At 61.9% G+C, this 23,269-nt stretch carries 19 protein-coding genes; 9 read left to right on the top strand and 10 right to left on the bottom strand.

The window, feature by feature from the left end; genetic code table 11:
• Positions 1 to 18: 18 nt before the first annotated feature.
• Positions 19 to 1,488 (top strand): sensor histidine kinase, encoded by a 1,470-nt coding sequence (locus ABCW42_RS14140; protein ID WP_423181811.1) that lies wholly within the window; start codon positions 19 to 21, stop codon positions 1,486 to 1,488.
• A 110-nt stretch (positions 1,489 to 1,598) separates the two neighbouring features.
• Here ABCW42_RS14140 and ABCW42_RS14135 read toward each other — a convergent pair whose 3' ends face one another.
• Positions 1,599 to 1,847, bottom strand: a complete 249-nt coding sequence (locus ABCW42_RS14135; protein ID WP_003804966.1) for a WhiB family transcriptional regulator — start codon at positions 1,845 to 1,847, stop codon at positions 1,599 to 1,601.
• Positions 1,848 to 2,192: 345 nt separating this feature from the next.
• Here ABCW42_RS14135 and ABCW42_RS14130 point away from each other — a divergent pair, with 345 nt between their 5' ends.
• Complete coding sequence (locus ABCW42_RS14130; RefSeq protein ID WP_423184904.1) at positions 2,193 to 2,573, top strand: hypothetical protein; 381 nt, start codon at positions 2,193 to 2,195, stop codon at positions 2,571 to 2,573.
• Between the two features lie 88 nt (positions 2,574 to 2,661).
• Here ABCW42_RS14130 and ABCW42_RS14125 read toward each other — a convergent pair whose 3' ends face one another.
• Entirely contained in the window at positions 2,662 to 6,756 is a 4,095-nt protein-coding gene (locus tag ABCW42_RS14125; protein WP_423181810.1) for an FtsK/SpoIIIE domain-containing protein, read from the bottom strand.
• 222 nt (positions 6,757 to 6,978) lie between these two features.
• Between ABCW42_RS14125 and glf the strand changes: the two genes are divergently transcribed.
• From glf to ABCW42_RS14105, 4 genes are read left to right on the top strand one after another with little or no spacing between them, the layout of a single operon-like run.
• Positions 6,979 to 8,166 (top strand): UDP-galactopyranose mutase, encoded by a 1,188-nt coding sequence (gene glf, locus ABCW42_RS14120; protein WP_423181809.1) that lies wholly within the window; start codon positions 6,979 to 6,981, stop codon positions 8,164 to 8,166.
• A gap of 14 nt (positions 8,167 to 8,180) precedes the next feature.
• On the top strand, positions 8,181 to 10,145 hold the full coding sequence (locus ABCW42_RS14115) for a glycosyltransferase (RefSeq protein ID WP_423184903.1): 1,965 nt from the start codon (positions 8,181 to 8,183) through the stop codon (positions 10,143 to 10,145).
• On the top strand, positions 10,146 to 11,015 hold the full coding sequence (locus ABCW42_RS14110; protein WP_423181808.1) for an ABC transporter permease: 870 nt from the start codon (positions 10,146 to 10,148) through the stop codon (positions 11,013 to 11,015).
• Position 11,016: 1 nt separating this feature from the next.
• Positions 11,017 to 11,778: an ABC transporter ATP-binding protein gene (locus ABCW42_RS14105; protein ID WP_133205484.1), complete on the top strand. Its 762-nt coding sequence runs from the start codon at positions 11,017 to 11,019 to the stop codon at positions 11,776 to 11,778.
• Between the two features lie 81 nt (positions 11,779 to 11,859).
• On the opposite strand, the gene ABCW42_RS14100 is transcribed toward ABCW42_RS14105, so the two are convergent.
• The 8 genes from ABCW42_RS14100 to ABCW42_RS14065 form a co-directional block, all read right to left on the bottom strand.
• Entirely contained in the window at positions 11,860 to 13,821 is a 1,962-nt protein-coding gene (locus ABCW42_RS14100; protein WP_423181807.1) for a DUF6541 family protein, read from the bottom strand.
• Positions 13,822 to 13,830: 9 nt separating this feature from the next.
• The gene (gene rfbA, locus ABCW42_RS14095; protein WP_423181806.1) at positions 13,831 to 14,694 is read right to left on the bottom strand and encodes a glucose-1-phosphate thymidylyltransferase RfbA; all 864 of its coding nucleotides are present in this window, start codon (positions 14,692 to 14,694) and stop codon (positions 13,831 to 13,833) included.
• 73 nt (positions 14,695 to 14,767) lie between these two features.
• The gene (locus ABCW42_RS14090; protein WP_423181805.1) at positions 14,768 to 15,685 is read right to left on the bottom strand and encodes a glycosyltransferase; all 918 of its coding nucleotides are present in this window, start codon (positions 15,683 to 15,685) and stop codon (positions 14,768 to 14,770) included.
• Positions 15,686 to 15,694: 9 nt separating this feature from the next.
• Complete coding sequence (locus tag ABCW42_RS14085) at positions 15,695 to 16,582, bottom strand: glycosyltransferase (protein WP_423181804.1); 888 nt, start codon at positions 16,580 to 16,582, stop codon at positions 15,695 to 15,697.
• An 8-nt stretch (positions 16,583 to 16,590) separates the two neighbouring features.
• Positions 16,591 to 16,989 (bottom strand): DUF2304 domain-containing protein, encoded by a 399-nt coding sequence (locus ABCW42_RS14080; protein WP_423181803.1) that lies wholly within the window; start codon positions 16,987 to 16,989, stop codon positions 16,591 to 16,593.
• The gene (locus ABCW42_RS14075) at positions 16,989 to 17,705 is read right to left on the bottom strand and encodes a glycosyltransferase family 2 protein (protein ID WP_423184902.1); all 717 of its coding nucleotides are present in this window, start codon (positions 17,703 to 17,705) and stop codon (positions 16,989 to 16,991) included. The genes ABCW42_RS14080 and ABCW42_RS14075 overlap by 1 nt, the downstream gene beginning before the upstream one ends.
• 50 nt (positions 17,706 to 17,755) lie before the next feature.
• Positions 17,756 to 18,688 (bottom strand): glycosyltransferase, encoded by a 933-nt coding sequence (locus tag ABCW42_RS14070; RefSeq protein WP_423181802.1) that lies wholly within the window; start codon positions 18,686 to 18,688, stop codon positions 17,756 to 17,758.
• Between the two features lie 10 nt (positions 18,689 to 18,698).
• Positions 18,699 to 19,937 carry a polysaccharide biosynthesis protein gene (locus ABCW42_RS14065; RefSeq protein ID WP_423181801.1) on the bottom strand — a complete coding sequence of 413 codons (1,239 nt, stop codon included), beginning with the start codon at positions 19,935 to 19,937 and terminating at the stop codon, positions 18,699 to 18,701.
• A 98-nt stretch (positions 19,938 to 20,035) separates the two neighbouring features.
• On the opposite strand from ABCW42_RS14065, the gene ABCW42_RS14060 reads away from it, so the two are divergent.
• The 3 genes from ABCW42_RS14060 to ABCW42_RS14050 are packed head-to-tail and all read left to right on the top strand — an operon-like array spanning position 20,036 to position 23,237.
• Entirely contained in the window at positions 20,036 to 20,791 is a 756-nt protein-coding gene (locus ABCW42_RS14060) for a glycosyltransferase (RefSeq protein ID WP_423181800.1), read from the top strand.
• 34 nt (positions 20,792 to 20,825) lie between these two features.
• Entirely contained in the window at positions 20,826 to 21,824 is a 999-nt protein-coding gene (gene rfbB / locus ABCW42_RS14055) for a dTDP-glucose 4,6-dehydratase (protein ID WP_423181799.1), read from the top strand.
• Between the two features lie 3 nt (positions 21,825 to 21,827).
• Positions 21,828 to 23,237 carry a sugar nucleotide-binding protein gene (locus ABCW42_RS14050; RefSeq protein ID WP_423181798.1) on the top strand — a complete coding sequence of 470 codons (1,410 nt, stop codon included), beginning with the start codon at positions 21,828 to 21,830 and terminating at the stop codon, positions 23,235 to 23,237.
• The last annotated feature ends 32 nt before the right edge of the window (positions 23,238 to 23,269 follow it).

The following is a 23,269-nucleotide window of genomic DNA, read 5'->3' as shown; positions in this document are numbered from 1 at the left end:
GCGCAATTTGGAGGTGCAGTGGCAATCTTTACGGACCCCATCAGGGAGCACGCTGATTTCGGGCCGGGAGATGCCGAATGGCTGCACCTCCTGGTCGGCGACTGGCAGATGGTCGCCGACCTTGCGTTCGCGGACCTGGCACTTTGGTTTCCGCATCCGGAATTCGGGTACATCGCCCTTGCCCACGTGAGGCCGTCGACAAGTCATACCGTTTTCCACGCGGACTTCGTTGGGGAAGGCATCCGTTCGGACTTGCGACCGATCGTGGACAAGGCATGGTCCAGCCGGTCAATCGAGCGCTCCAGTGAAACTAACTGGAGCAGCGAGATGGCACTCCGGGTTGAAGCTGTGCCCATGGTCAGGAATGGACGGACCCTCGCCGTCGTCACCTCGCACATGGATTTGTCCAGTTCCCGGATGCCGTCCCGCTTGGAGTTGACCTACCGGCAGTGCGCATACGATTTGCTTCGCATGGGCACGCTTGGATTGTGGCCGGATTTCGCCTCTCCGACGGGATCGCGCCGCGGAGCGCCGCGTGTGGGCGACGGCCTGATCCGGCTCGACGCCGACGGCATCGTTCAGTATGCCAGCCCGAACGGTGTCTCAGCTTTCCGTCGTCTCGGGGAAGTGGAGACTTTGGAAGGGCGGTCGCTTGCGGAAGTCACAGCCGGCCTGCTCAAAGACCGACGCATGGTGGATGAAACGTTGCCGCTGGTGGTCACTGGCCGGATGCCGTGGCGTAGCGAGATCGAGTCTCGTGGTGTGAGCTTGTCCCTGCGGGCGATCCCGCTGAGGGATGAAAAGAACCGCTTCGGCGCTCTTGTCCTGTGCCGCGACGTATCCGAGCTCAGGCGCCGTGAGCTGGAGCTGGTGACCAAGGACGCGACCATCCGTGAAATACACCACCGCGTAAAGAACAACCTGCAAACCGTGGCGGCGCTGCTGCGCATGCAGTCGCGCCGCATGGTGAGCGACGAAGCAAAGCAGGGCCTGGAGCAGGCAATGCGGCGCGTGGCAACGATTGCCCTTGTCCATGAGACGCTTTCGCAGGGCCTTACCCAGAGCGTTGATTTCGATGAGTTGATCGGCCGGCAATTCCGTCTCTCCGCCGAAGTCGCTTCTCCTTCCCAACAGGTCCGTACCGAACGGTCCGGGCTGTTTGGTGAATTGCCAAGCGACTTTGCAACACCGCTGGCCCTCGTCATCAATGAGCTCGTCACGAATGCGGTTGAGCACGGCCTCGAAGGACGGGCAGGAACAGTCTGGTTGATGGCCGACCGTTCCACGGGGGAACGCGGCGATGAACTACTGACGGTAACCATCGCTGATGACGGCGTCGGCCTACCGGAAGGGTCCTATGTGGAAGGGCTTGGACTGCAGATCGTGCGGACCCTTGTCACCAGCGAACTGGGTGGAAGTATCCAGTGGATGCCTCGCGATGGAGGCGGAACTGCAGTGAAGATCGTGCTCAACCTCGTCCGCAACTGACGGCAGGGGAATTCCTCCCGGGCCGTGCCTACGCGGAACGAAAGAGGGATGGACTGGTCCTTTCGGTCCAGTCCATCCCTCTTCGCTTTATTGGCTTGCGGTGCTTCAGGTCAGGAAGCTCGGCGGGCACGAGCGGCGCGCCGCTTGAGTGCACGGCGTTCGTCTTCGCTCATGCCGCCCCAGACTCCGGCGTCCTGACCGGATTCAAGAGCCCATTGCAGGCAGGTGTCCACCACAGGACAACGACGGCAGACGCTCTTCGCTTCTTCGATCTGGAGAAGCGCGGGGCCGGTGTTGCCTACTGGGAAGAAAAGCTCAGGGTCCTTGTCAAGGCAGGCTGCGCGGTTACGCCAATCCATGCTGATCAGTCACTCCATTCGTGAGTACTCGTTGAGCCTTTTGTGAAAATATTCACGAGAGGCTCCAAAGGAAAGGGGACCCATTGGGCCCCCTTGGTCGTCTGAGTCAAGCGTGTCATGTTAACGCCATGTAAACAAGGGGTTCAAGCGTTTGAAACCGTGAGCGATGCATCACATCGGCTGGCGCCGTACTCACAGGTATTTGACTATGTCGGGTAGTGTGCCAGTGTGTCAAGACCCCCTCTGAACCCCGCCCACGACTCCTCCGCCTCCGGCGATGACGGTGAAGGAAACAACCACCTCAGTGACTCCAGGGCGCCCGGGGCTGCTCCACGACCAAAGGGAATTGTGGTCATTTCAATCGTGGTGGTGCTGGAAGCCCTCGCACTTTTGATCGCGGCAGGCCTGTACGGTTATCAGCTGGTAAGCGGAGCGCCGGTGTCCTCGTTCTGGGGGGCGGTGTTCACCCTGGGCCTCCTTCTACTCTTCTCGGCGTGGCTGTTCGCCGTAGGACACTTCCTGTTCCGTGGTTATCGCTGGACGCGTGCGGCTGCCTTGGTTGCCCAGTTGTTCGTCCTGACGATTGGATTTCCAACACTCACCGGCGGACTGACCTTGGCCGGCCTTGCCATGGTGTTGCCGGCCCTCGCTGCGATCGTTCTCCTGTTCGACAAACGCGTTATTGCCTTTGCCTCCCGGACGGGTGGATCCACCCCGGCCCTCTGACCCGGGATCGGGTAGGGCGTCCGGACCATAAGGCGGTCTTTCTCGGGCAGAGCGTGCTTCGACTACGGGCGCGCCTACTCCTAGCCGGTCATTCCGGCGCCGCGATTTGGAGCTGGCGAACCGCTCCGTGATCGATCAGCAAAGCCCGGCCGGGCGGCGAATGCGGTTCCACTTCGACGCGGATGCCGAAAAAATCGCCGTCGGACGGCGAGCGCGGGCCCATCAGGATTCCCGATCCATTGCCCCGCGCAAGCGACAACAGAGGGCATCGCTGGAGGGTGGACAAGCTGTGCGCGGCGGTGGCGACTACTGAGAATCCCATGGCCGGGAGTTCAGCGAGGAGCGTCCCGGATGTGGCACTTAGAACGCCAACGTCGTCCACCAGGACAATCGCATCCGCACGCTCAAGTCCGTTGCTTGCCCGCCGGTGGAGGTCCGTCCAAAAAGCGTCCGGATCTGTGCCGCCCGGTAGCGACAACCAGGCATTGGCCGGATTGAGCAGTTGCATAGCAACAAGCAGCGACGTCTTGCCCGAGCCCGGCGCGCCGAGGACCGGGAAGACACCCGGACGAGGGAGGGCCGCCCGGACAGCTTCGAGTTCGTCTCCGCCCAAACCGAGCAGTATCGATCGAGCGGCAGCCGGTGAAGAAGATAGTGAATGCGGCCGGGCCTGCACAGTCGCGTCAACGGACAGCCCTGAGGCTTTGACCGAGGACACTGAGACTGACAACGGAAGCGGCTCGACGCGGAAAGGGCGTTGCTTCGGCGTCGATAGTTCGCCGAACGGCCAAGTGGCGCCGACCTCCGACACAACCATCTGGGTGACTGCGGTGTCGACGTCAAGGAAGCTTCCGCTCGCGACGGCACGCGATCGCACGGGTTTCATCGCAGCAAAGCGCGGCCAAGCAGCCCGCCCCTCTTCGGTGGTGCCTGCAGGGAAATAGGCGCGGTTGGGAACCGAGGCGAAGACGCGCGACGTGACTAACTCACGGTCCCCGGTCAATATCACTGTGAGCCCGGACGCTGGACCGTCCCGGACAATACTGTGAACGAGCTCCTCAGCCCAGGCGAGTGGACCAGACCGAAACTGGGACACCCAGGAACCCCAACCCGACATGACAAGAAGCAGGGGAACTGCATCGCCGGCGGTGCCTTGGGCTTTCCGGGCAGATACTTCGGCCGCCAGCCGCTCCAGAACCCGGACACCCCTCCTGAGATGGCCGAGGGAGGCAACAGCCCCGATGCGCCCCTGCACGGTGACGTCGGAGAGGGATCCATCGCCGTCGAGGACGTAGACGTGGATGTCTTCCGGTCCTGTCACGATCTGCGCCGCCACTGCCCGCAACGTGGAATCCGCTCCACTTGAAGGCGGACCCACTAAACCAAGATGTCCATGGATGGTCGGTACCCAATGCAATTGTGCGAGCCTTTGCTCCGCAGGCACGTCGGCCAGCCCAAGGACAGCGCCGGCGAGTGGCGCCGGTGCAGTGAGCGCATGCCTGCCGGACGACGTGGGAGGCGCCGCGGAGCCGTTGAGAGCGATGGACTCAGGAAGCGACTCCGCGACCGGCCGCCGTGGTCTCTTGCCGTTGCGCCTTCGCCAGGCTTCATTGAGTGCATTGATCAGCGGACGCGCGGCTTCAGCAGGTGTCGGGCTTCCGGTTTGGCCACCGGGTGGGAACATCTCGCGAGCGAAGGCGTCCAACGCGAGACGGGCAGTTGGCCGGCCAGGGGAAACTGCCCGTTGCGGACTGGAGAGCGTGGCTGACTGGAAAAGTCCTGGTGGGTCCGTCCCGCGAACCATGTAGGCGCGGCCGGGACAAGCCACAGGAATCGATGCTGCGATCGGAGAATTGATGATGTCCCTCGACTCCGTTTCGGACTGTACGCGAAGCGCGATGCTCGTGGTGACATTGGCGCGTATGTCAGCGCTGACGGCTCCTTGCGGACGTTGCGTTGCCATGATGAGGTGGATGCCCAAGGATCGCCCGATAGCCGCGATTCGCATCAGTTCGGCCAAGGCTGCCGGGGCCTCTTCGATGAGCATCCTGAATTCGTCGATGACAACGACCAAGCGAGGAAGCGTGGGCATGTAGCGTTCCGGTTTCGCATCGGCGCCCGTGGCGGCCCAGTACCCAGGCAAATCGGGGACATTGGCTCCGGCCAGGATGCTCTCCCTGCGCTTCACCTCGGCCCGCAGGGAACATAGCGTGCGCTCAAGCTCGTTTTCGCTCAAGTCGGTGAGCATGCCGACGCAATGGGGCAGCTCCTTGAGGGGACCCAGGCCGGAACCTCCTTTGAAGTCCACAAACAAGAAGTTCACCTTGGCTGGACTGTGGGTCAGCGAGACGGCTGCCACGATGGTGCGCAACAACTCGGACTTTCCTGATCCGGTGGTTCCAGCCAAGAGCAGGTGCGGGCCGTCCGAGACTATATCGAGGGAGCGGGGACCACCTATTCCCTTGCCGATCAGGGCAGACAAGGAGCTTCGACCGTCGGAAGCTGTCCAACGGACCTCGATGTCCTGAACCTCAGCCGAAAGCAATTCAGTGAGCGCGCAGGTCTGCGGGACGCTTGGTGCCTTGTCGGTGACAGTTGTGGATTGGGCGGCCAAGGAACGGCAGAATCGGTCAAACACCATCGGGGACACGAAATCAGGATCGAATTCCCTCGCCACGGGCGACGGACCGAGCACTGCCCGCCTATTCCACAACCCAACCGTGCAGCCGGCCGGATCCTTGACCGGTGCATCGTGGAAGATGGTCCAGCGGGCATCGCTTGCTGCCTTTCGTAATGCGGGCACGCGTGCGTCGTTACCGGCGCCCAACAGGAACAACGCTCCCGCGGTGCCCTTGTGCCGGGTGAGGATGGCCATCGCCGAATGAAAATCGGAGGTCAAGCTGACCCGGGGCAGGAATCTGGCGCTCGATGGTAGCCGGGCCGATGGACCGCACACGACAACCCGAATCTTCTTGGCACTGGGAAAAGCCAGGAGCTGCATCAGCAGGAGCCTGACCAGGCTGTCGACCTTGGCCTCGGGACCCACGAAGGAAACCGCTTGGGAGGCTGGCTCGAGAACGACCGGGACCCGTCCCAATGATGGCGGCTCGAAGTGCGGATCGGCCGGATCGAGGGCAATGCGGGAGTCCTGCAGGCAGGTACCGAGCCGCAGCCACACATCGTGATTGTCCACCTCGTCGGGTAATGCACCCCTGCCCGCAGGAACCGAGGGGGCGTGCACAGCGCCGGGCTTGGCTCCGCCAGCGGCGGACTCGACAACGCTCGCGGCACCAGCGACCGAGCCGACAGCAAAGGCAAGTTCCGCGGCGGACGGAGAGCACCGCCGTCGTCGGCTTTTGTCTTCCTCTACAGCTTCCTGAAGGGCGGCCGCCAGCGCCCGGCGATGCTTTCGGCCTGAAATCGCGGGGACCAAAACCGCAACCGCAGATATCGCAGTGAACCCAAGGAACATCCACATCCCGGTGGCAACCGCCATGCCCGCTCCCAGCAGTAACGGCACACCGGCCGTGAGCAGAATCTGGGCGCGGTTGAAGGTGTCGTGGCGTCGCGGCACAAGGAGGGGTTGCGCAGACCCAACTCCTGCGGCGTGCAAGGCTTCCATCCCGCGCTCCGAGTGTCCGAAGACGATGGACATGGCAGAGCTGCCACAGCGGATTCGGGAGTCCGTAGTGATGGTGGCCGAACGGATCTTTCGCCCGTCCACGGTGGTTCCGTTCGCGCTCGCGTTATCCGTCAAAGTGATGGCGGTCTCGGAAATGGCGAGGGTCGCGTGGATCCTTGAAAGATCGGGGTCCGGGAGGCAGATTTCCGGACCGCTGCGGCCGATCCGGTAGACGCCGCGTTTCAGGGGAACGATGGTGCCCGCGGCGGGCCCGGCGTGAACCAGCAGCGAAAGCGTCGGGGATTCCGCAGGCTGGCTGGGAGTGGACTGCGAGCCCGCCCCGTCTACCAGGACGGCTCCAGGGACGAGAGGAGCAGCTCCGACGGTGAGGCTGGCAACCGGCACCCCTGCGACCGTCAACTCGCCGGTAGTGAACTCAGACGCGACGGCGGCCTGGACACCGGACCCGGAATCGCCGTCGCGCACTGATACTGCCAGCTCGACAGGGGCAGTATGGCGAGCCGCGAACGGGCCGCGGACCAAGGTGCAGTGGAACGTCACGGGTGGATCCTTTCGGCCAGGCGAAGACGGTTCTTCCAACGTATTTGCCGCGGGCGCGGGATGTTCGCAGGCAATTCATGTATGTGGATAACTCCGGTTGATCAGGCGTGAACAAAGGAGTGCTGAGGGACGCCGGCGGATATTGGGCGTGCTATCTCGGGTAGGCTTGACCTGCGGCTAATGCAGTCCATTGGCTTGCCCAAATTTGAACCAGGAGATTTTGTGACCGCTGACCTCGTCATTGTCGGGTCAGGCTTTTTCGGCCTGACGATCGCAGAACAGGCAGCCAGCGAGCTGGGCTTGAAGGTTGTTGTCATCGACCGCCGTCATCACGTCGGAGGCAACGCGTACAGCGAAACCGAAGAGCAAACCGGGATTGAGGTGCACCGGTACGGCGCCCATTTGTTCCACACGTCGAACGAGCGCGTGTGGGAATACGTGAACCGGTTTACCACCTTCACCAACTACGTCCACAAGGTGTATGGCGTCCATAACGGCGAGGTTTACTCCCTGCCGATCAACCTGGCCACCATCAACCAGTTCTTCAGGGCCAACCTGACGCCCGGCGACGCGCGGGCGCTCATCCAGGAACAGGCCGGTGAGCTCGCGGGCACCGATCCCCAGAACCTCAACGACAAAGGTATCCAGCTGATCGGGCGCCCGCTTTACGAGGCGTTCATCAAGCACTACACCGGCAAGCAGTGGCAGACGGATCCCAAGGACCTGCCCGCGGGAATCATCTCCCGGCTTCCCGTCCGCTACAACTACGACAACCGCTACTTCAACGACAAATACGAAGGCTTGCCGACCAACGGGTATACCGCGTGGATCGAGAAAATGGCGGAGCACCCGAATATCGAAGTCAGGCTCAATACGGACTTCTTCGACGAGTCCCACGAGTATTCGAGGGAGAAAGTGGTCGGCAAGATCCCTGTCGTCTACACGGGACCGGTGGACCGCTACTTCGACTTCGTCGCCGGGGACCTTTCCTGGCGGACGATCGATTTCGAAGAGGAAGTCCTCGAGGTCGGCGACTTCCAGGGAACGTCAGTGCTCAACTACAACGACGCCGACGTCCCGTACACACGGATCATCGAACCGCGCCACTTCCACCCCGAGCGTGATTACCAGACGGAGAAGACCGTCATCATGCGCGAATTCTCCAGGTTCGCCGAGAAGGGTGACGAGCCCTACTATCCCGTCAACACCGCGGACGACCGCGAAAAGCTGCTCAAGTACCGCGATCTCGCTGCGGCCGAAAAGAGCGTTCTCTTCGGGGGCCGCTTGGGAACGTACAAATACCTTGACATGCACATGGCCATCGGTTCCGCGCTGTCCATGTTCGACAACAAGATCCGTCCGCATTTCGAAAACGGCACGGCATTCGAAAGCGGAGGAGTGGACGCGTGAGCCGCGAAACGACGATGCAGGTCCTGCAACGGGTCATCCTGCCGGCCGACGACCAACTGGACACCACGGCACTCTATGTCGACGCCGGCCCGGCAAACGGCATACGCCTGCGTGAAAACGACGAATTTGCCCGAAACCCCAAGGCGCCCGAGGACAAGCTCCATTTCGTCAGCTCGGGCAGCGAAGAGGTCCACTTCGAGGACGTCCTCTCCAGGAGCTCGATCAGGCTGCGCGCCGGCGAACAGCTTTCGTTCGGAACATACTTCAACGCGTTCCCTGCCAGCTACTGGCGTCGATGGACGGATCTGCAATCGATCCGCCTTGTTGTACGAACCACCGGCCACGGCACCGTCACGGTGTACAAGTCCAACGCAAGGGGCACCCTGCAACGCGTGGACGGGGCCAGGGTTGACGGCACGGCCGTCACGGAATTCGACCTCACCCTCAAGCCCTTCGGCGACGGCGGCTGGTACTGGTTCGACCTCGCGTCCAGTCGCGAGGAACTGACCCTGGATTCGGCCGAATGGCAGGGCGCCGAGCGCCAAGGCAACCCCGGCAAGGTGACCCTTGAGATCACCACCATGAACAAGCCGGATTTCTGCCTCAACAACGCCCGGATCCTCTCGGAACACCTTGAGGTTCTGGAGCACGTGCAGGAGGTCCTCATTGTGGACCAAGGAACGCTGAAGGTCGCCGACCAGCCGGGCTTCGCCGAGGTCAAGTCTGCCCTGGGCGACAAACTGAGAATCATCGACCAAGCCAACCTTGGCGGCTCCGGCGGCTTTTCCCGCGGCATGTACGAAGCCGTGGAGAACGGGAGCGATTATGCGCTGCTGTTGGACGACGACGTCGTCATCGAACCGGAGAGCATTGCCCGCCTGTTGGTGTTCTCCGACCATTGCCGCAAGCCCACCATCGTCGGCGGCCACATGTTCGACCTCTACAGCCGAAGCGTCCTCCATACTTTCGGTGAGGTAGTCGATCCGTACCGGTTCGTCCCTGCCTTGCCCCACACGGACATGGAGATGAGGCACGACTTCAGCGTCGCCAACCTGCGGCAGACGCCGTGGCTCCACCGCCGCGTCGACGTCGATTACAACGGTTGGTGGTTGTGCATGATTCCAACCGAAATCATCCGTGAAATCGGGTTGTCGCTGCCGCTTTTCATCAAATGGGACGACGCCGAATACGGCTTGCGCGCGCGTGAAGCCGGTTTTGCCACGGTGTCCCTTCCCGGTGCTGCGGTGTGGCACGTCTCGTGGATCGACAAAGACGACCTCGTCGGGTGGCAAGCGTATTTCCACGGGCGGAACCGATTGATCACAACGCTCATTTACAGCCCCCACAAGAAGGGCGGGCGGGTGATCAGGGAGTCGTTCCAGGCCGACGTGAAGCATTTGGTTTCGATGCAGTACTTTACGGAACAAACCCGCCTCGACGCTTTGCAGGATTTGTTCCTCGGTCCGGAGCACCTGCATCGCAACATCGGCACAAAACTCGGCGAGATCAATGCGTTGAAGTCTCAGTACCCTGACGCCGAAATGCGCGAGAACGTTGACGACTTCCCGGCTCCGGCGCTGGGCAGTGGACCGTCCGGCCTCACGCCGATCGGTCTTCCCAACAAGAAGGACCTTGTCAAATGGGGAGTCACCACGGTTGCCCGGCAATTGATCAAGAAACCCTCGGCAGAGTCCGCTGAGCGTCCCCAGGGTTTCCTTGCACACCGGGACAACAGGTGGTTCCGCTTGGCGCACTACGACAGCGTCGTCGTGTCCAACGCGGACGGCACGGCTGCGTCCTGGTACAAGCGTGACCCCGAAAAGCTCAAGACCATGCTGGCGGAAGCGGGAAAGCACCACGCCAACCTTTACCGTCATTGGGAGGAACTCGCGGAACAGTACCGGAAGGCACTGCCCGAGATCACGTCCATGGAGGCATGGAAGAAGACATTTGGCCTGGCCGACGAGGAAGGCCGCTAGATGGCACAGCCGGTAAGCGAGCTGGTCCAGCCGGGTCGCGGCCGCGGCATCATCGACGTCTACAAACACAAGTTCCTGCTCCAGCTGCTGGTCCGCAAGGAGATCAAGATCCGCTACCGCGGATCGGTGCTGGGACTTTTGTGGTCGTACGTGAAGCCGCTGATGCAGTTCCTGATCTACTTCGTGGCGTTGGGCGTTTTCCTGGACATGCAGAAGGGGACCCCGAACTACGCGATCTACCTGTTCGCGGGAATCGTGTTGGTGAACTTCTTCACGGAGTCGCTGGGGAACGCGACGCGGTCGATCGTGGATAACAGGGACCTCATCCGGAAGATCTACCTCCCGCGCGAGCTGTTCCCCGTGTCCACCGTATGGGTGTCCGCGGCACACTTGCTTCCCCAGGTGGTGGTCTTGGTAGGGGCTTGCTTGCTGACGGGGTGGAGCCCTTCCATCTGGCAATTGCTCGCGGTTGTCGGGGCGTTCTTCCTGACGGCGCTGCTCTCCATCGGGCTTGGCCTCCTCTTCGGTGCGGCGAACGTCTATTTCCGCGACTCCGAGAACATCGTCGACATGATCTTGATGATCGTCACGTGGGCTTCCCCGGTTCTTTACGTGTGGCCGATGGTGCAGCGGGTCATGGGTCCGTGGTTCTTCCTTTACCAGCTGAACCCGGTCACCGTGGCCGTCGAAATTTTCCATTGGGCATTCTGGTCGCCGACACTCAGTCCCGCGCAGGCGGGGACGATCTCCATGCCGCCGGACCTGCTCACAGTATGGTTTCCCTCCGCCTTTGGCGTGGCCGCACTTGTCCTTGTGATCGGCCAGCTTGTTTTCATGAAGTTGTCCGTACATTTTGCCCAGGAGCTCTGAAATGTCCGTGCCCACCGCCGTTTCCGACAGCGTGGCCATCACATGCCGAAACCTGCGGAAGAAGTTCGTCCTGCGGCACACGCGCAGCATGAAGGAAGCAATCGTGTGGCTGCTGACTGGACGCAAGGGCGATCTGTCCAAGAAGTTCGATGCGTTGAAGGACGTCTCGCTTGATGTCGAGCAGGGCGAGACCGTCGCGTTGCTCGGCCTTAACGGTTCAGGAAAGTCCACCCTGCTGAAGCTCATTTCCGGCGTGCTGCAACCGGACGAGGGGACCGTTCACACGCGGGGGAGGGTCGCTGGACTGATCGAAGTCGGTGCCGGCTTCCACCACGACCTCAGCGGCCGCGACAACGTCTACCTCAACGGCGCTATCCTCGGCATGAGCCAGAAGCAGATCGACGCCATGTTCGATTCGATTGTGGAGTTCGCCGAAATCGGCGAGTTCATCGACACCGAGGTCAAGTTCTACTCCTCGGGAATGTACCTGAAGCTCGCCTTCTCCATCGCGGTCCACACCGACCCCGAAGTCTTCCTCATCGACGAGATCCTGGCTGTTGGCGACGAGCCTTTCCAGCGCAAGTGCATCGTGAAGATCAACGAGCTGGCTGCCGCGGGCAAAACGCTTTTCGTCGTCAGCCATGACCTCGATCTTGTGGCTTCGGTGTGCAAGCGCGGAGTGCTGCTGGAACACGGCCAGATCATCATGGACGGCGAAGTTCACGCAGTTGTAAAGGAGCTACGACGGCGGTCGGCGGAATAACCGCCCGCTTCCCGTCCCGTCACACGGCCAGTAGTGCCCGACGGCGGTGGGTCACCGTACCCGGTGACCCACCGGAACGGATCAACCCGCCCCGCAAGCCGTGATTTGGTAGACCTTCGCGCTTCCCTGGCTGTCGATCAGCTTGACTCCCGGATTTTGGTCCAGGTGCATCAGGCCGGCCGGGGTGTGGTTGCCGCCGTGGACCTCCAGCAGCCCGAAGTCCAGGACGTAGTAGGCGTGCTCGCTCTTGACGGCTTTGCACACCGCCGGATCTTGGGAAACGGCTCCGAGATGGTCATAAATCTCCTGGAGGCCGGGAGATACGTAGCTTAGGATGTGCAGCTGCGCTGACTTGCGATCACCCAGCGCGTACGAGAGCGATGCACCGGTGTAGGGGTTGCCGATCAGCACGGCGTCCTGGGGAACGTCGTTGTGGAGCCTCTTGAAGACGGCAAGCTCGTCCGACGATACCAAGGGAGAACCTGCCGCAATCGCGTATTTGGAAGAGGCCTGTTCAGCTTCCTTGTCCACAGCTCCCAGTTGACCGAGGTAGACGGCTGCGGCAACGATGACGACCAGTGCCGCAGCTCGAACCGGCAGACGGAGCGCAGGGCGTACCGCGGACCCGGCAGACCGGGAAGCGAAGCTCTTGCGAACCTTCCCGAAGAAGCCGGATTTGTGGCAGATCCATTCGACGCCCACAGCCGCCAGCACGACCGCGACCACAGGGAGGAGGGCCGCGATGCGGAAGCTGTCGTTGTACCAAACGCCGGTCAGCAGGTTTCTCAGCCTGGAGATCGGGAATCCGGAAACCACGACGAATAGGACGGTGAAGATGAGGAAGACCCCTCCAACCCACCGGTAGCGGAAGGACTTCACGCAGGCCCACACACCGACGAGTGCAACCGGCGCAACGAGCCATGCGGGCGGCGAGTCCAGCGGCGAGAAAACGATCGCTTCGCCCAAGGACTGCGGGACCGTATGGTACGGACCCCAGAACGATGCGTCGGACGGTGGCCGGAGAACGATCCAAAGAGCGAGGAAAACCAAGCCGTATGCGATAAACGCGGCAAGGGGCTTTGCAAGGCGCTGGGCATTCATGCGGCGTTGCTTGATGATTTTCCAAGCAAGGACTGCCGTCATCGGAGCCGTCCAGGTCAGCCACGCCATGAACGTCGTAGGATGCGCGACGACGAGGCCTGACAAGCTCAGGGCCAGCGCAAGCCACGAGGGAAGGTCCCTGGGAACCCAGCCGGGGGAGACCCGGGTGATGGCCGCGGCCAGGGCAATGGAGCCCGGCAGAACGCTGATTGACAGGAGATTCGGGTACAGGACGCCAAAATCCATCATCAGGAGGGGGAAGGCCCCCAAGGAGGCGCAGGCAATGCCGGCGGAAATCGTTGCGGCCGGGGAACGCCCGACCACCCACCGTGCCAGCAGGAGGCAACTCAGCGGCCAAAAGACGGCTGCGATGACAATGCTCGTGACATTCACCGCAACCGGCACGTCCAAGCCAAAAGTCGTTGCAACCAAAGTGGCCACGGCATTCCAGCCGGCAGGATAAAACCCGCCACCTGTCATGTTTCCAATGGTCAGCGAAGAAGCGTTCCCGGTATCAAGGGCGTACTTGACCGAATTCAGGTGGAACACGGCGTCGTACGTTTGGGAGAAATGCTCCGGATCGCCGATGGTTTGAATGACCCGTGCGCTGATCACGATCAAAGCAAGCGCGGCAGCGGCGAACGGGACGATCCGGACCCACGTTCCGGGCTTGAACACCGTGGCGTTGCCGCGCCGCGACCTCGATGCGAACCAGGCGACTGCGGCCAGCACTACGGCGACTACCGCTACGGGCAGAACGTTGAACCGGACGTTGACGAATGGACTGAGGGTTGACGCTATGACGATCACGCCTACCGACAACGCGGGAGACAGCGCCAGGGCGTCAAACCCGCGGTAGCGCAATCCCAGCGAGACAAGCAGGCCGGGCAAAACCAGCAAAAAGGCAGCGCCGACTACTTGCGGCAGTACAGACCACCACACGGGCGGGGACTAGTCTTCCAGCAGGCCGTGGAGGTATGCTCCGTAACCGCTCTTGACCAAGGGATCGGCACGCTCGCGAAGTTCGTCGTCGGTGAGGAAACCTTGACGCCAAGCGATTTCCTCGGGAGCGCCGATTTTCAGGCCCTGGCGGTTTTCCACCGTGCGGATGAAATTCGATGCATCGTTCAGGTCGTTGAAAGTTCCGGTATCGAGCCAGGCGGTGCCGCGGGGGAGGATTTCGACGTGGAGCTTTCCCTTGTCCAGGTAGGTTCGGTTGATGTCGGTGATTTCGAGTTCACCGCGGGCCGAAGGCTTCAGGTTCTTTGCGATATCCACGACGTCGTTGTCATAGAAATAGAGGCCCGGAACCGCGTAGTGCGATTTCGGATGCGCGGGCTTTTCCTCCAGCGAGATCGCTTTGCCGTCTTCATCGAATTCGACCACCCCGTAGGCTTTGGGGTCTTTCACCCAATAGCCGAAGACAGCGCCGCCATCGATGTTGGCGTGCTTCCTCAACTGAGTTCCCATCCCTTGGCCGTAGAAGATGTTGTCGCCAAGGACAAGGGCCACAGTGTCATCGCCAATGTGGTCTTCGCCGAGGATGAACGCCTGTGCGAGTCCATCCGGGGAGGGCTGCTGGACATAGGTAATGCTCACACCGAATTGGGATCCATCGCCAAGGAGCCTTTGGAACTGTTCCGCGTCGTGGGGCGTGGTGATCACGAGGATGTCGCGGATTCCGGCCAAGATGAGCGTGGAGAGCGGGTAGTAGATCATCGGCTTGTCATATACCGGGACCAGTTGCTTGCTGATGCCGTGAGTAATCGGATGCAGTCGGGAGCCGGTACCACCGGCAAGAATGATTCCACGCATGGTTTACATCATTCCTTACGCGCCAGTCCGCAGCAAAACCAATGAACTGTGTCAAGCCCCCTGGAAGCACTGCCTATGCGGTGTGTGATTTCCCGCTCTTTCCGCGAAACCCGTCGACGGTTCCCCTGAGTGCCGAGCGCAGCCTGGCCGCGCGGCCGGGAGCCAGCGTCGTCACGAACAGCAGGTGGCGCATGTCCAGGAGGACTCCGGCGGCGACCCATCCAGGATGTTTTTTGACGTACCGCCTGCTGACAAGAATCCGGTTCCGGAAGATGTAGTAGTAGCGCCACGATGCGGCAATTCGGACTTTCATCGGACGGTCTCCAAACGAGATGCCCTTCCCCAAAATGTCCGCGTCCACCAAGGTCCCGAGGGAATGGTCGAATTCCGCATCCGCGAGGACTGTGGGGAGGCCGGCATCGAGGGCACGGAAATAGTACTCCGTGTCCACGAGGTCAATGAAGAGTCCGTCCCAGAAGTTCCCGATCGCATCAAGCGTGGAAACAGGGATCAGGAGTCCGGATTGAATCGGTTCCCGGCCCAACTGGATTCCTGATTTGGAACCGGCCGTCTTGACGGGATTCCCATGGATTCGCGCCGGTGAGACAAGTCCCGGGGTCACGCCGGCCGATTCGGCGGCGCCGGCTGCTTCGACGAGGCGTTGAACGTACTCAGCGGTCAGAAGTGAGTCCTGGTCGACCGTGACGATGTAATCAACCGGCGTGCTGCTACGCGCCAGGTCGATTCCCGCGTTCAGGGCCGAGGCGATTCCCGCGTTGCATTCGAGTCGCAGCACCTTGCCCCCGGCGCCCGTCACGGCGTCGAAGATGGCGTCGAAACCGGGACCGCTGCCGTCGTCGACCACTACCACTGTGGTGAGTTGCCGAAGCAAGGAGGTGACGTTGTCGAGCAAATGCGGCGTTGGACGAAAGGCAGTGACGACGGCGGCAACCCGCTCCAGCTTCGTCGGCGATTCTTTATCGGCGTGCACGTAGTTTCCCTATTTTCCGATGGTGTGCCGAAGGAGCGAACGGAAGGCGCCCGGGCCGCCATGGATCGCGGCGCTGGGTAGGAGGAAGAGGGCGTGGGCACGGGACGTCAGCCGCAATCCCGCGGCGCGCGCCGCCTTTTTCCACCCCTTCTCGAGGCAAAGACCCGCGGCAAGTTCGAAGTATCCGCGCTCTCCCGCGAATCGGGAGCCGTCCAGCAGTTTTTTTGATGACGCGCTGCCAGTGTGCCTGCGGTACGCGAAGCTGACTTCCGGCTCAATGAGCAGCCCGGCACCGGCGAGCACCATGTCGATGATCAACCCGAGGTCTTGGATGACATGGAGTCCATCGCGGAAATCGAAGTTCGTGATTTTGTCCCGGCGGAATACCAGCGACGGCCAATAGAGCCAGTCGCCGTGAAGCAAACTGACGGCCAGTTTCTCTCCGCCGACCACCCTCGCTTGGGAGCCGCGCGGTTTCACGAGGTGCTGCTTTACAAGGTCGACAACGGGACGTGCGGGTTCCCCGGCCTCATCGATGATTTCGACGCCAGGCTGGATGATCCACGCTTCCGGAAACGCCCGGTGCGCGCGAAGGGCCACACTGACAAAATTCGGCAGGAGCACGTCGTCGCAACCCATGACCACCAAGATGTCCTGTGTCGCCAAGGAGACGCAGGTCCTGAAGTTCTCGGTGATGCCTTGGTTGGTTTCCTTGCGGATATACGTGACCCGGGAATCGTTGAGTCCCTCGACGTACCGGCGCACTTCGTCGCCCGGATAGGCGTCGTCCACGACGGTCAGGAGCCAATCGTCCGAATCCTGGGCCAGCACACTGTCGACGGCCTGCCGCATGTAATCAGGATCCCCCCAATAGGGGATGAAGATATCCAGGGCCATTCGGTTCCTTACTTCGGGCTGGAGGGAGTCGAAGACTCGTCTTCGGAGCCTTTCAAGCGTGGCGATGCGTTGTCCTGCAGCCGCTCGAGCTGGGCGCGCATGATTGCGACTTCTTCGGCCAACGTCCGCGTCTCATCTTCAACCACGGAGATTTCCCACGACAAATGCAGGCATACGCCCAGCAGCAGCAAGATGCTGATGATGAACAGCAGGTTCGAAGGAAGCTGGACACCGACGAGTTCGGCAACAATGTTGAGCAGCCGCGGGAATGCGGCGAGCACCAGTGTTCCGGTTCCGACGACGAGCCACAGGGCTGCGTACTTCTCGCGCAACTTCTTGCGGCGCAACATTTCGAAGACGATTCCCACGATCGCCAAGGCGAGGAGGAAGGCAGCTAGGTTTCCCACTAGGACGCTCCCTGGGCCGACGATGAAACGGATGGAATGGTTGACCTCTTACGGGTGAGGGCGAAAAGCAGCGCGAACGTGGACCGGCCAAGGTAGATCGCCGCCTTCGCCGGGTTATGGCTCGGCGTTCCGCCTTGGCGGGGCCGCATCGCCACGGGGATCTGCGTCACTTTGCACCCTGAACGGATGGCCACTACCAACGAGTCGATGGTGTCGCCAAGGTATTCGGCGGGGTAGTGGTCGAGGTATTGGCTGATGGCACGGTCGTTCGCTGCCCGGAACCCCGAGGTGACGTCCGTCAAGCGTGTCTTTGCAAGGCCGGAAATGACCTTCGCAAGGAGCTGCATGGCCCATTTCCGGGGGCCGCTGACCTTGTACTCGCCCTTTTCCGCGAACCTGGCGCCGATGGAGATATCCGCGTGTTCCAGGCCGGCCAGGACTTCGCTGATGTTCCGGGGATCATGTTGGCCGTCGGCATCCACCTGGATCACGCGGCGGTAGCCGTGGCGCTGGGCATACTTGAAGCCCGCACGCATGGCGCCGCCGACGCCGAGGTTGAAGGGAAGGTTCAGTACGGTGGCGCCCGCCTCGGACGCAAGTTCCGCAGTGGCGTCGGTCGAGCCGTCGTTGACCACGAGGACGTCATAGGGCCGGCCGACGCCGAGGACTTCCCGTACGGTATCGCCCACGGATTCGGCTTCATTCCACGCCGGCATGATGACCAGGACCCGGGTTGAGTCAAGATTTTCCAAAGTTCTCCTATAAGTCATCGTGGCTGGATGCGGTTCAGGAGATCCTGGCTGATGCGCCCCTGCCGGCCCCGGCACGAGTCAACCAGCCCCTCCCAAGCGGCGATCGCGAGGTACCGCCGGTCCGGGCTGAACGCGAAGCGGAGGAGTTGGGCTTTTGCGTCTTCCACAAGGCGCCTGATCACCCACACGGGATTGCGACGCCAGTACCTGCGCACGAGCGTGGTCCCGTTGCGCATGATGTAGTACATCCGGAACGGCGAGTAGTAGTTGAAGGACAAGTCGTTGCCGCGGAGCCGGACTGGCCGCCCGAGCATCTTCGCAGGGAGGCGTGCACCGAGGCGATGGCCGACTTCGCAGCCGGCTCCGATAAGGATGCTGTAACCGGCGGCCCGCACGCGGGCAGTGAACTCGGAGTCGACGCAATCGATGAAGAAGCCCGCCTCGAAATCACCGACATCCGCGAGGGTGGACATCGGAATGAAGAACCCGGACTGCATGGGGTCGAAGGCCTCGTTCAAGCCATTGGCCGTTCCAAGAACCGGAACCCGGTGTCCGCTGAAAGACTCGGCGCTCACGAAGCCGACTTTCTTCCCCTGCGCAGTTGCGTCGTCGAAGGTTGCGAGGGCGCGCGAAACATAGTCCGGGACCGGCAGCGAGTCCTGATCGAAGGTGAGCACGAATTCAGGACGTGTGGTGGCTCCGAGTTCCTCGATTCCACGGTTCAACGCGGCAGCTATCCCGGAGTTCTGGTCCAGCCGGAGGACCTCGACCCCGGCCTCGGTGAGGTGATCGAAGATCGGGGCGGCCGTCGGAGACGTGCTGCCGTCATCGACGACGACGAGCTGGCCGACCTGGGCGGCGATGGCCGCGGCGTTGGTGAGCAGTTCGTCGTCGGGGTTGAACGCAGCGATCACCGCTGCGGTTCGGCGTTGGGGACTTTCAATCACGGAGACGATCCTACCTGTCCACAGTAACCGGAAGCGCCTTGGCGGGAAGCAACCGGGCGGCCGGGAGCAGCAGGCCGAAGAAGAGCAAGGCCTCGCTGATGGCCATCCCCAAGGCAACGCCGGGCACATTTGAGCCCAAGCCCGCCACCACCATGAAGGCGACGCCTACCGCGGCCGAGAGGCCGGTCCACGTCAGAACGGTCTTCTGGTGGCCCGCGGGAATGAGGAGGTTCCTGATCAACGGCGTGGAAGCCGAGAGGAAGAAGAAGGACAAGCCGTAGAAGACGGATGTGATCGTGTCGGCCTTGTTCACTTCGCTGAACAGGATGGTGGATGCCCACGGTCCCAGGAAACCGAGTCCAAGCGCGCCGGCCGCCCCGAGCGCCAGGTGCGTCAACAGCGCAACCGCGTGCCGCCGTCGGGCATCTTCCGCGTTTCCTTCCAGCGTCCAACTCTGGAACGTGTTTCCGACCGCAACCACGCTGAACAGGCCGAAGCGGTAGATGCTGTCCGCGGAAGCGAATCCCGCCGTGGCGGTAGCTACGGGAACTGTGGCGGTCGCAATCGGGACCGGCGAGGAAGCGTAGGCACTTCCCGTGAAGTTGATTGCCGCCGTCCCGGCCTCAGGGACAATCTCCCGGACCGCCGTTCCGGGATGCCGCGGGAACCAGGTGCCGGCTTCGCCGAATCGCTTGTGGAACGCGATGGATGCGACGATCGTCGCGATCAGCGCGAAGACCCCGTAGATCCACACTTGGTTGGTCGCGACGATGAGCGGAACGCTCAAGAGGGCCCCGCAGAAACGCGGAAAGGTATCGTAGACCGCCAAAATCCTCGGTTGGCCGGTTCCAATCCCGAACCACGCCGGCGAAAAACCGGTGAGTGCGGTGGACCAAGCCATGGTGACGGCGTCGAGGCGATAGCCGTCGTGGGCAACCAGCGCGACCACAAGGCTCATGAGCGGAAGGACTACCGCGGCAATGACCAGGCGCATCCGCATGCTTTTCGAATAGATGCTTGCGCGTTGTTGCGGCGAACTGCTCCGTGCAATCGATACCGGGCCCGAAATGTTCCAGCTCCACAGGATGATGGTGGCGGCAAACACTCCGATGGCCTGCCCCGACGTGATGCTGGACCAGCCGGCCGCGCCGACGACGCGGGAAATGATGGGCAGCAGGAGGAAGGGCAAAACCAGCGCCAAAAGGGGGAGCAGCGTGAATCCAGCGAGTCGAAGCAACACGGGTTTCATTACTGGGGAAAGTCCTATTGCTCGACGGCGTGACCTTACGATGATACGCGATGGCGCCTGTCCGCTGGCCTTCCGGCAACTCGCCTAGAGTGGAGTCCATGAACGATTCGACGACGCCGGACGGGCAGGCAATCCGCGTAAGTGTCTGCTTGGCGGCCTACAAGGGATCCCTTTACATCGAAGAACAGATCGACTCGATTCTTCGGGATCTCGGGCCGGACGATGAATTGGTTGTCGTCGACGACGCGTCTCCGGACAACACAGCCGAGGTCGTCAAAGGTATTACGGATCCTAGGCTGCGGTTTGTCCCCGCGGAGGTCAACAAGGGCTACGTCCGGACTTTCGAGCACGCTATCGGACTGAGCCGGGGCGAATTCATCATGCTCTCGGACCAGGACGACGTGTGGATTCCCGGCCGGGTCGACCTCATGCTGGCTGCACTCGCTGACAACAAGGTCGTGGCCGGCAACTTCGATGTCCTCGGCGGCGGCCCGAGGCCATGGATTCCGCGGCTTAAGGCCTCCGACTCCCGCAAGCACGTGGCGAACCTGTTTGCGGTCCTGATCGGATACCGCGCTTACTACGGTTGCGCGATGGGAATCCGGCGGGACGCCCTGAAGTACTTCGTGCCGATCCCGGGCTACGTCAACGAATCCCACGACCTCTGGCTCGCAATATGCGGCAACATGGCGGGGTCGATCCGCCACCTCGACGAATCCACGGTGCTGCGCCGTTTGCACGACTCGAACCAGACCCCGGCCGGTTGGCGTTCCCTGTCAAAAATCGTGAAGGCACGGGTCATGATCCTCCGCCTCATGGTCGAAGCCCTGCGTCGGGTACGCCGGCGGTCTTGAGTGTCCGAAGCGCCGTGTTCGGTAGGCTGTTCTCATGCAGAAACTCCTTGTCACCGGCGGCGCCGGCTTCATCGGTTCGAATTTTGTCCACTACGTCCTTGAGCGGACCGAGGACAGCGTCACGGTTCTCGACAAACTCACCTACGCCGGCAACCTGGAATCCTTGAGCGGTTTGCCTGAAGACAGGTTCCGGTTCGTCCAAGGCGATATTGCAGATGCCGGGCTGGTTGACCAGCTGGTGGCAGATTGCGACGTCGTGGTGCACTACGCGGCCGAATCGCACAATGACAACTCCCTGCATGATCCCCGTCCCTTCCTGGACACCAACATCATCGGGACGTACACCCTCATCGAAGCGGCCCGCAAACACGGCAAGAGGTTCCACCACATCTCCACGGACGAGGTGTACGGCGACCTCGAACTGGACGATCCCGAGCGCTTCACGGAGTCCACGCCGTACAACCCTTCCAGCCCGTACTCGTCCACCAAGGCGGGTTCGGACTTGCTGGTCCGCGCTTGGGTCCGGTCCTTCGGACTGCAGGCCACCATCAGCAATTGCTCGAACAACTACGGCCCGTACCAACACGTCGAGAAGTTCATTCCGCGCCAGATCACCAACATTATCGACGGCATCCGTCCCAAGCTCTACGGCAAGGGCGAAAACGTCCGTGACTGGATCCACGCGAACGACCACTCCTCCGCGGTCCTCGCGATCATCGAAAAGGGCCGCATCGGCGAGACCTACCTGATCGGTGCGGACGGCGAAAAGAACAACAAGGACGTCGTCGAACTCATCCTCAAGCACATGGGCGAGTCGCCGGATGCTTACGACCACGTGGTTGACCGGCCCGGCCATGACCTCCGGTACGCGATCGATTCCACCAAGCTGCGCAACGAGCTCGGCTGGCAGCCCGAATACTCGAACTTCGATGCCGGCATCGAAGCGACCATTGCCTGGTACCGGGACAACGAGTCGTGGTGGCGCCCGCAGAAGGCCGCCACCGAGGCCAAGTACAAGGAACAGGGCCAGTAGACGATGACGATCGAGTTTTCGAAGCCGCTCGCTGCCCACGAAACCCCCATTCCCGGCGTCGTTCTCTACGACTTGCCCGTACACGGCGACAACCGCGGCTGGTTCAAGGAAAACTGGCAGCGGGAGAAAATGGTGTCGCTCGGACTGCCGGACTTCCGGCCGGTCCAGAACAACATTTCCTTCAACGAGAAGGCGGGCACCACCCGCGGGATCCACGCCGAACCCTGGGACAAATTCATCTCGGTGGCCACCGGCCGGATCTTCGGCGCCTGGGTCGACCTCCGGGAGGGCCCGTCCTTTGGCGCAGTGTTCACCGCTGAGCTGGATCCGAGCCAGGCGATCTTCATTCCGCGCGGCGTGGGCAATGCGTTCCAGACGCTGGAGGACAACACTGCATACACTTACTTGGTGAATGACCACTGGTCGGCGGACGCCCAGAGCCAATACACCTTCCTGAACCTCGCGGACGAAACCGCCGCAATCCCGTGGCCGGTTCCTTTGGCACAGGCTGAGTTGTCAGACAAGGACAAAGCCCATCCGCGCTTGGCCAACGTCACGCCGATGCCGTCGAAGAAGGTACTTGTGGTGGGTGCCAACGGGCAGCTCGGCAAGGCGCTGCGTGAACTGTACGACGGCGACACTTCCGTTGAGTTCGCCGCTCGGGACGACTTCGACTTGTCGAAGGAAGAATCGTTCACCGGCCGCAACTGGAAGAACTACTCGACGATCATCAACGCGGCTGCCTACACCGCCGTCGATACCGCCGAGACTCCGGAGGGCCGCAAGGCCGCCTGGGACGCCAACGTCGCCGCGGTTGCACGCTTGGCCAAAACGGCCGTCGAGTACGACCTGACCCTGGTCCATGTTTCCTCGGACTACGTTTTCGACGGAACCGCCGGGACGCACGGCGAAGATGAAGCCTTCACACCGCTCGGAGTGTACGGCCAGACCAAGGCCGCAGGCGACGCCGTGGTGAGTGTGGTCCCGCGGCATTACATCGTGCGCACCAGCTGGGTGATCGGCGAAGGCAACAACTTCGTCCGCACCATGGCCTCGTTGGCCGATCGCGGAATCAAGCCGAGCGTCGTCAACGACCAGATCGGCCGGCTCAGCTTCACCGAAGACATCGCGGCGGGAATCAAGCACCTGCTCGAGTCTGGCGCGGCCTACGGCGTCTACAACCTCAGCAACGACGGCGAGGCGCAGTCGTGGGCGGACATCGCTGGGGACGTTTACAAACTTTGCGGCGCGTCGCGTGAAGACGTCACCGGCGTGAGCACGGAGGAGTATTTCGCCGGCAAGGAAGCGGCACCGCGGCCCCTGAACAGTTTCCTCGATTTGGGCAAGATCAAAGGCACAGGGTTTACCCCTGCAAACAGCTCCGACAGGTTGGCCGCGTACTTGCGCAGCTAGCTTCCACATTCCGGGTAGCTGCAAGCAAAAGG

It is taken from the genome of Arthrobacter sp. NyZ413 (assembly GCF_049390645.1).
In the GTDB taxonomy this organism is placed as follows: Bacteria; Actinomycetota; Actinomycetes; order Actinomycetales; family Micrococcaceae; genus Arthrobacter.
The sequence above is the reverse complement of the archived record's forward strand: the minus strand, read 5'-3'. Positions and strand labels throughout refer to the sequence as shown.

What these genes read in the sequence shown, in the direction of transcription:
- ABCW42_RS14060 (WP_423181800.1), top strand. Translation starts at nt 20,036, where the DNA reads ATGAACGATTCGACGACGCCGGACGGGCAGGCAATCCGCGTAAGTGTC.
- ABCW42_RS14075 (WP_423184902.1), bottom strand. Translation starts at nt 17,705, where the DNA reads ATGCCGGCGTGGAATGAAGCCGAATCCGTGGGCGATACCGTACGGGAA.
- ABCW42_RS14085 (WP_423181804.1), bottom strand. Translation starts at nt 16,582, where the DNA reads ATGGCCCTGGATATCTTCATCCCCTATTGGGGGGATCCTGATTACATG.
- ABCW42_RS14105 (WP_133205484.1), top strand. Translation starts at nt 11,017, where the DNA reads ATGTCCGTGCCCACCGCCGTTTCCGACAGCGTGGCCATCACATGCCGA.
- ABCW42_RS14110 (WP_423181808.1), top strand. Translation starts at nt 10,146, where the DNA reads ATGGCACAGCCGGTAAGCGAGCTGGTCCAGCCGGGTCGCGGCCGCGGC.
- ABCW42_RS14050 (WP_423181798.1), top strand. Translation starts at nt 21,828, where the DNA reads ATGACGATCGAGTTTTCGAAGCCGCTCGCTGCCCACGAAACCCCCATT.
- ABCW42_RS14115 (WP_423184903.1), top strand. Translation starts at nt 8,181, where the DNA reads ATGCAGGTCCTGCAACGGGTCATCCTGCCGGCCGACGACCAACTGGAC.
- ABCW42_RS14065 (WP_423181801.1), bottom strand. Translation starts at nt 19,937, where the DNA reads ATGAAACCCGTGTTGCTTCGACTCGCTGGATTCACGCTGCTCCCCCTT.
- ABCW42_RS14135 (WP_003804966.1), bottom strand. Translation starts at nt 1,847, where the DNA reads ATGGATTGGCGTAACCGCGCAGCCTGCCTTGACAAGGACCCTGAGCTT.
- rfbA (WP_423181806.1), bottom strand. Translation starts at nt 14,694, where the DNA reads ATGCGTGGAATCATTCTTGCCGGTGGTACCGGCTCCCGACTGCATCCG.
- rfbB (WP_423181799.1), top strand. Translation starts at nt 20,826, where the DNA reads ATGCAGAAACTCCTTGTCACCGGCGGCGCCGGCTTCATCGGTTCGAAT.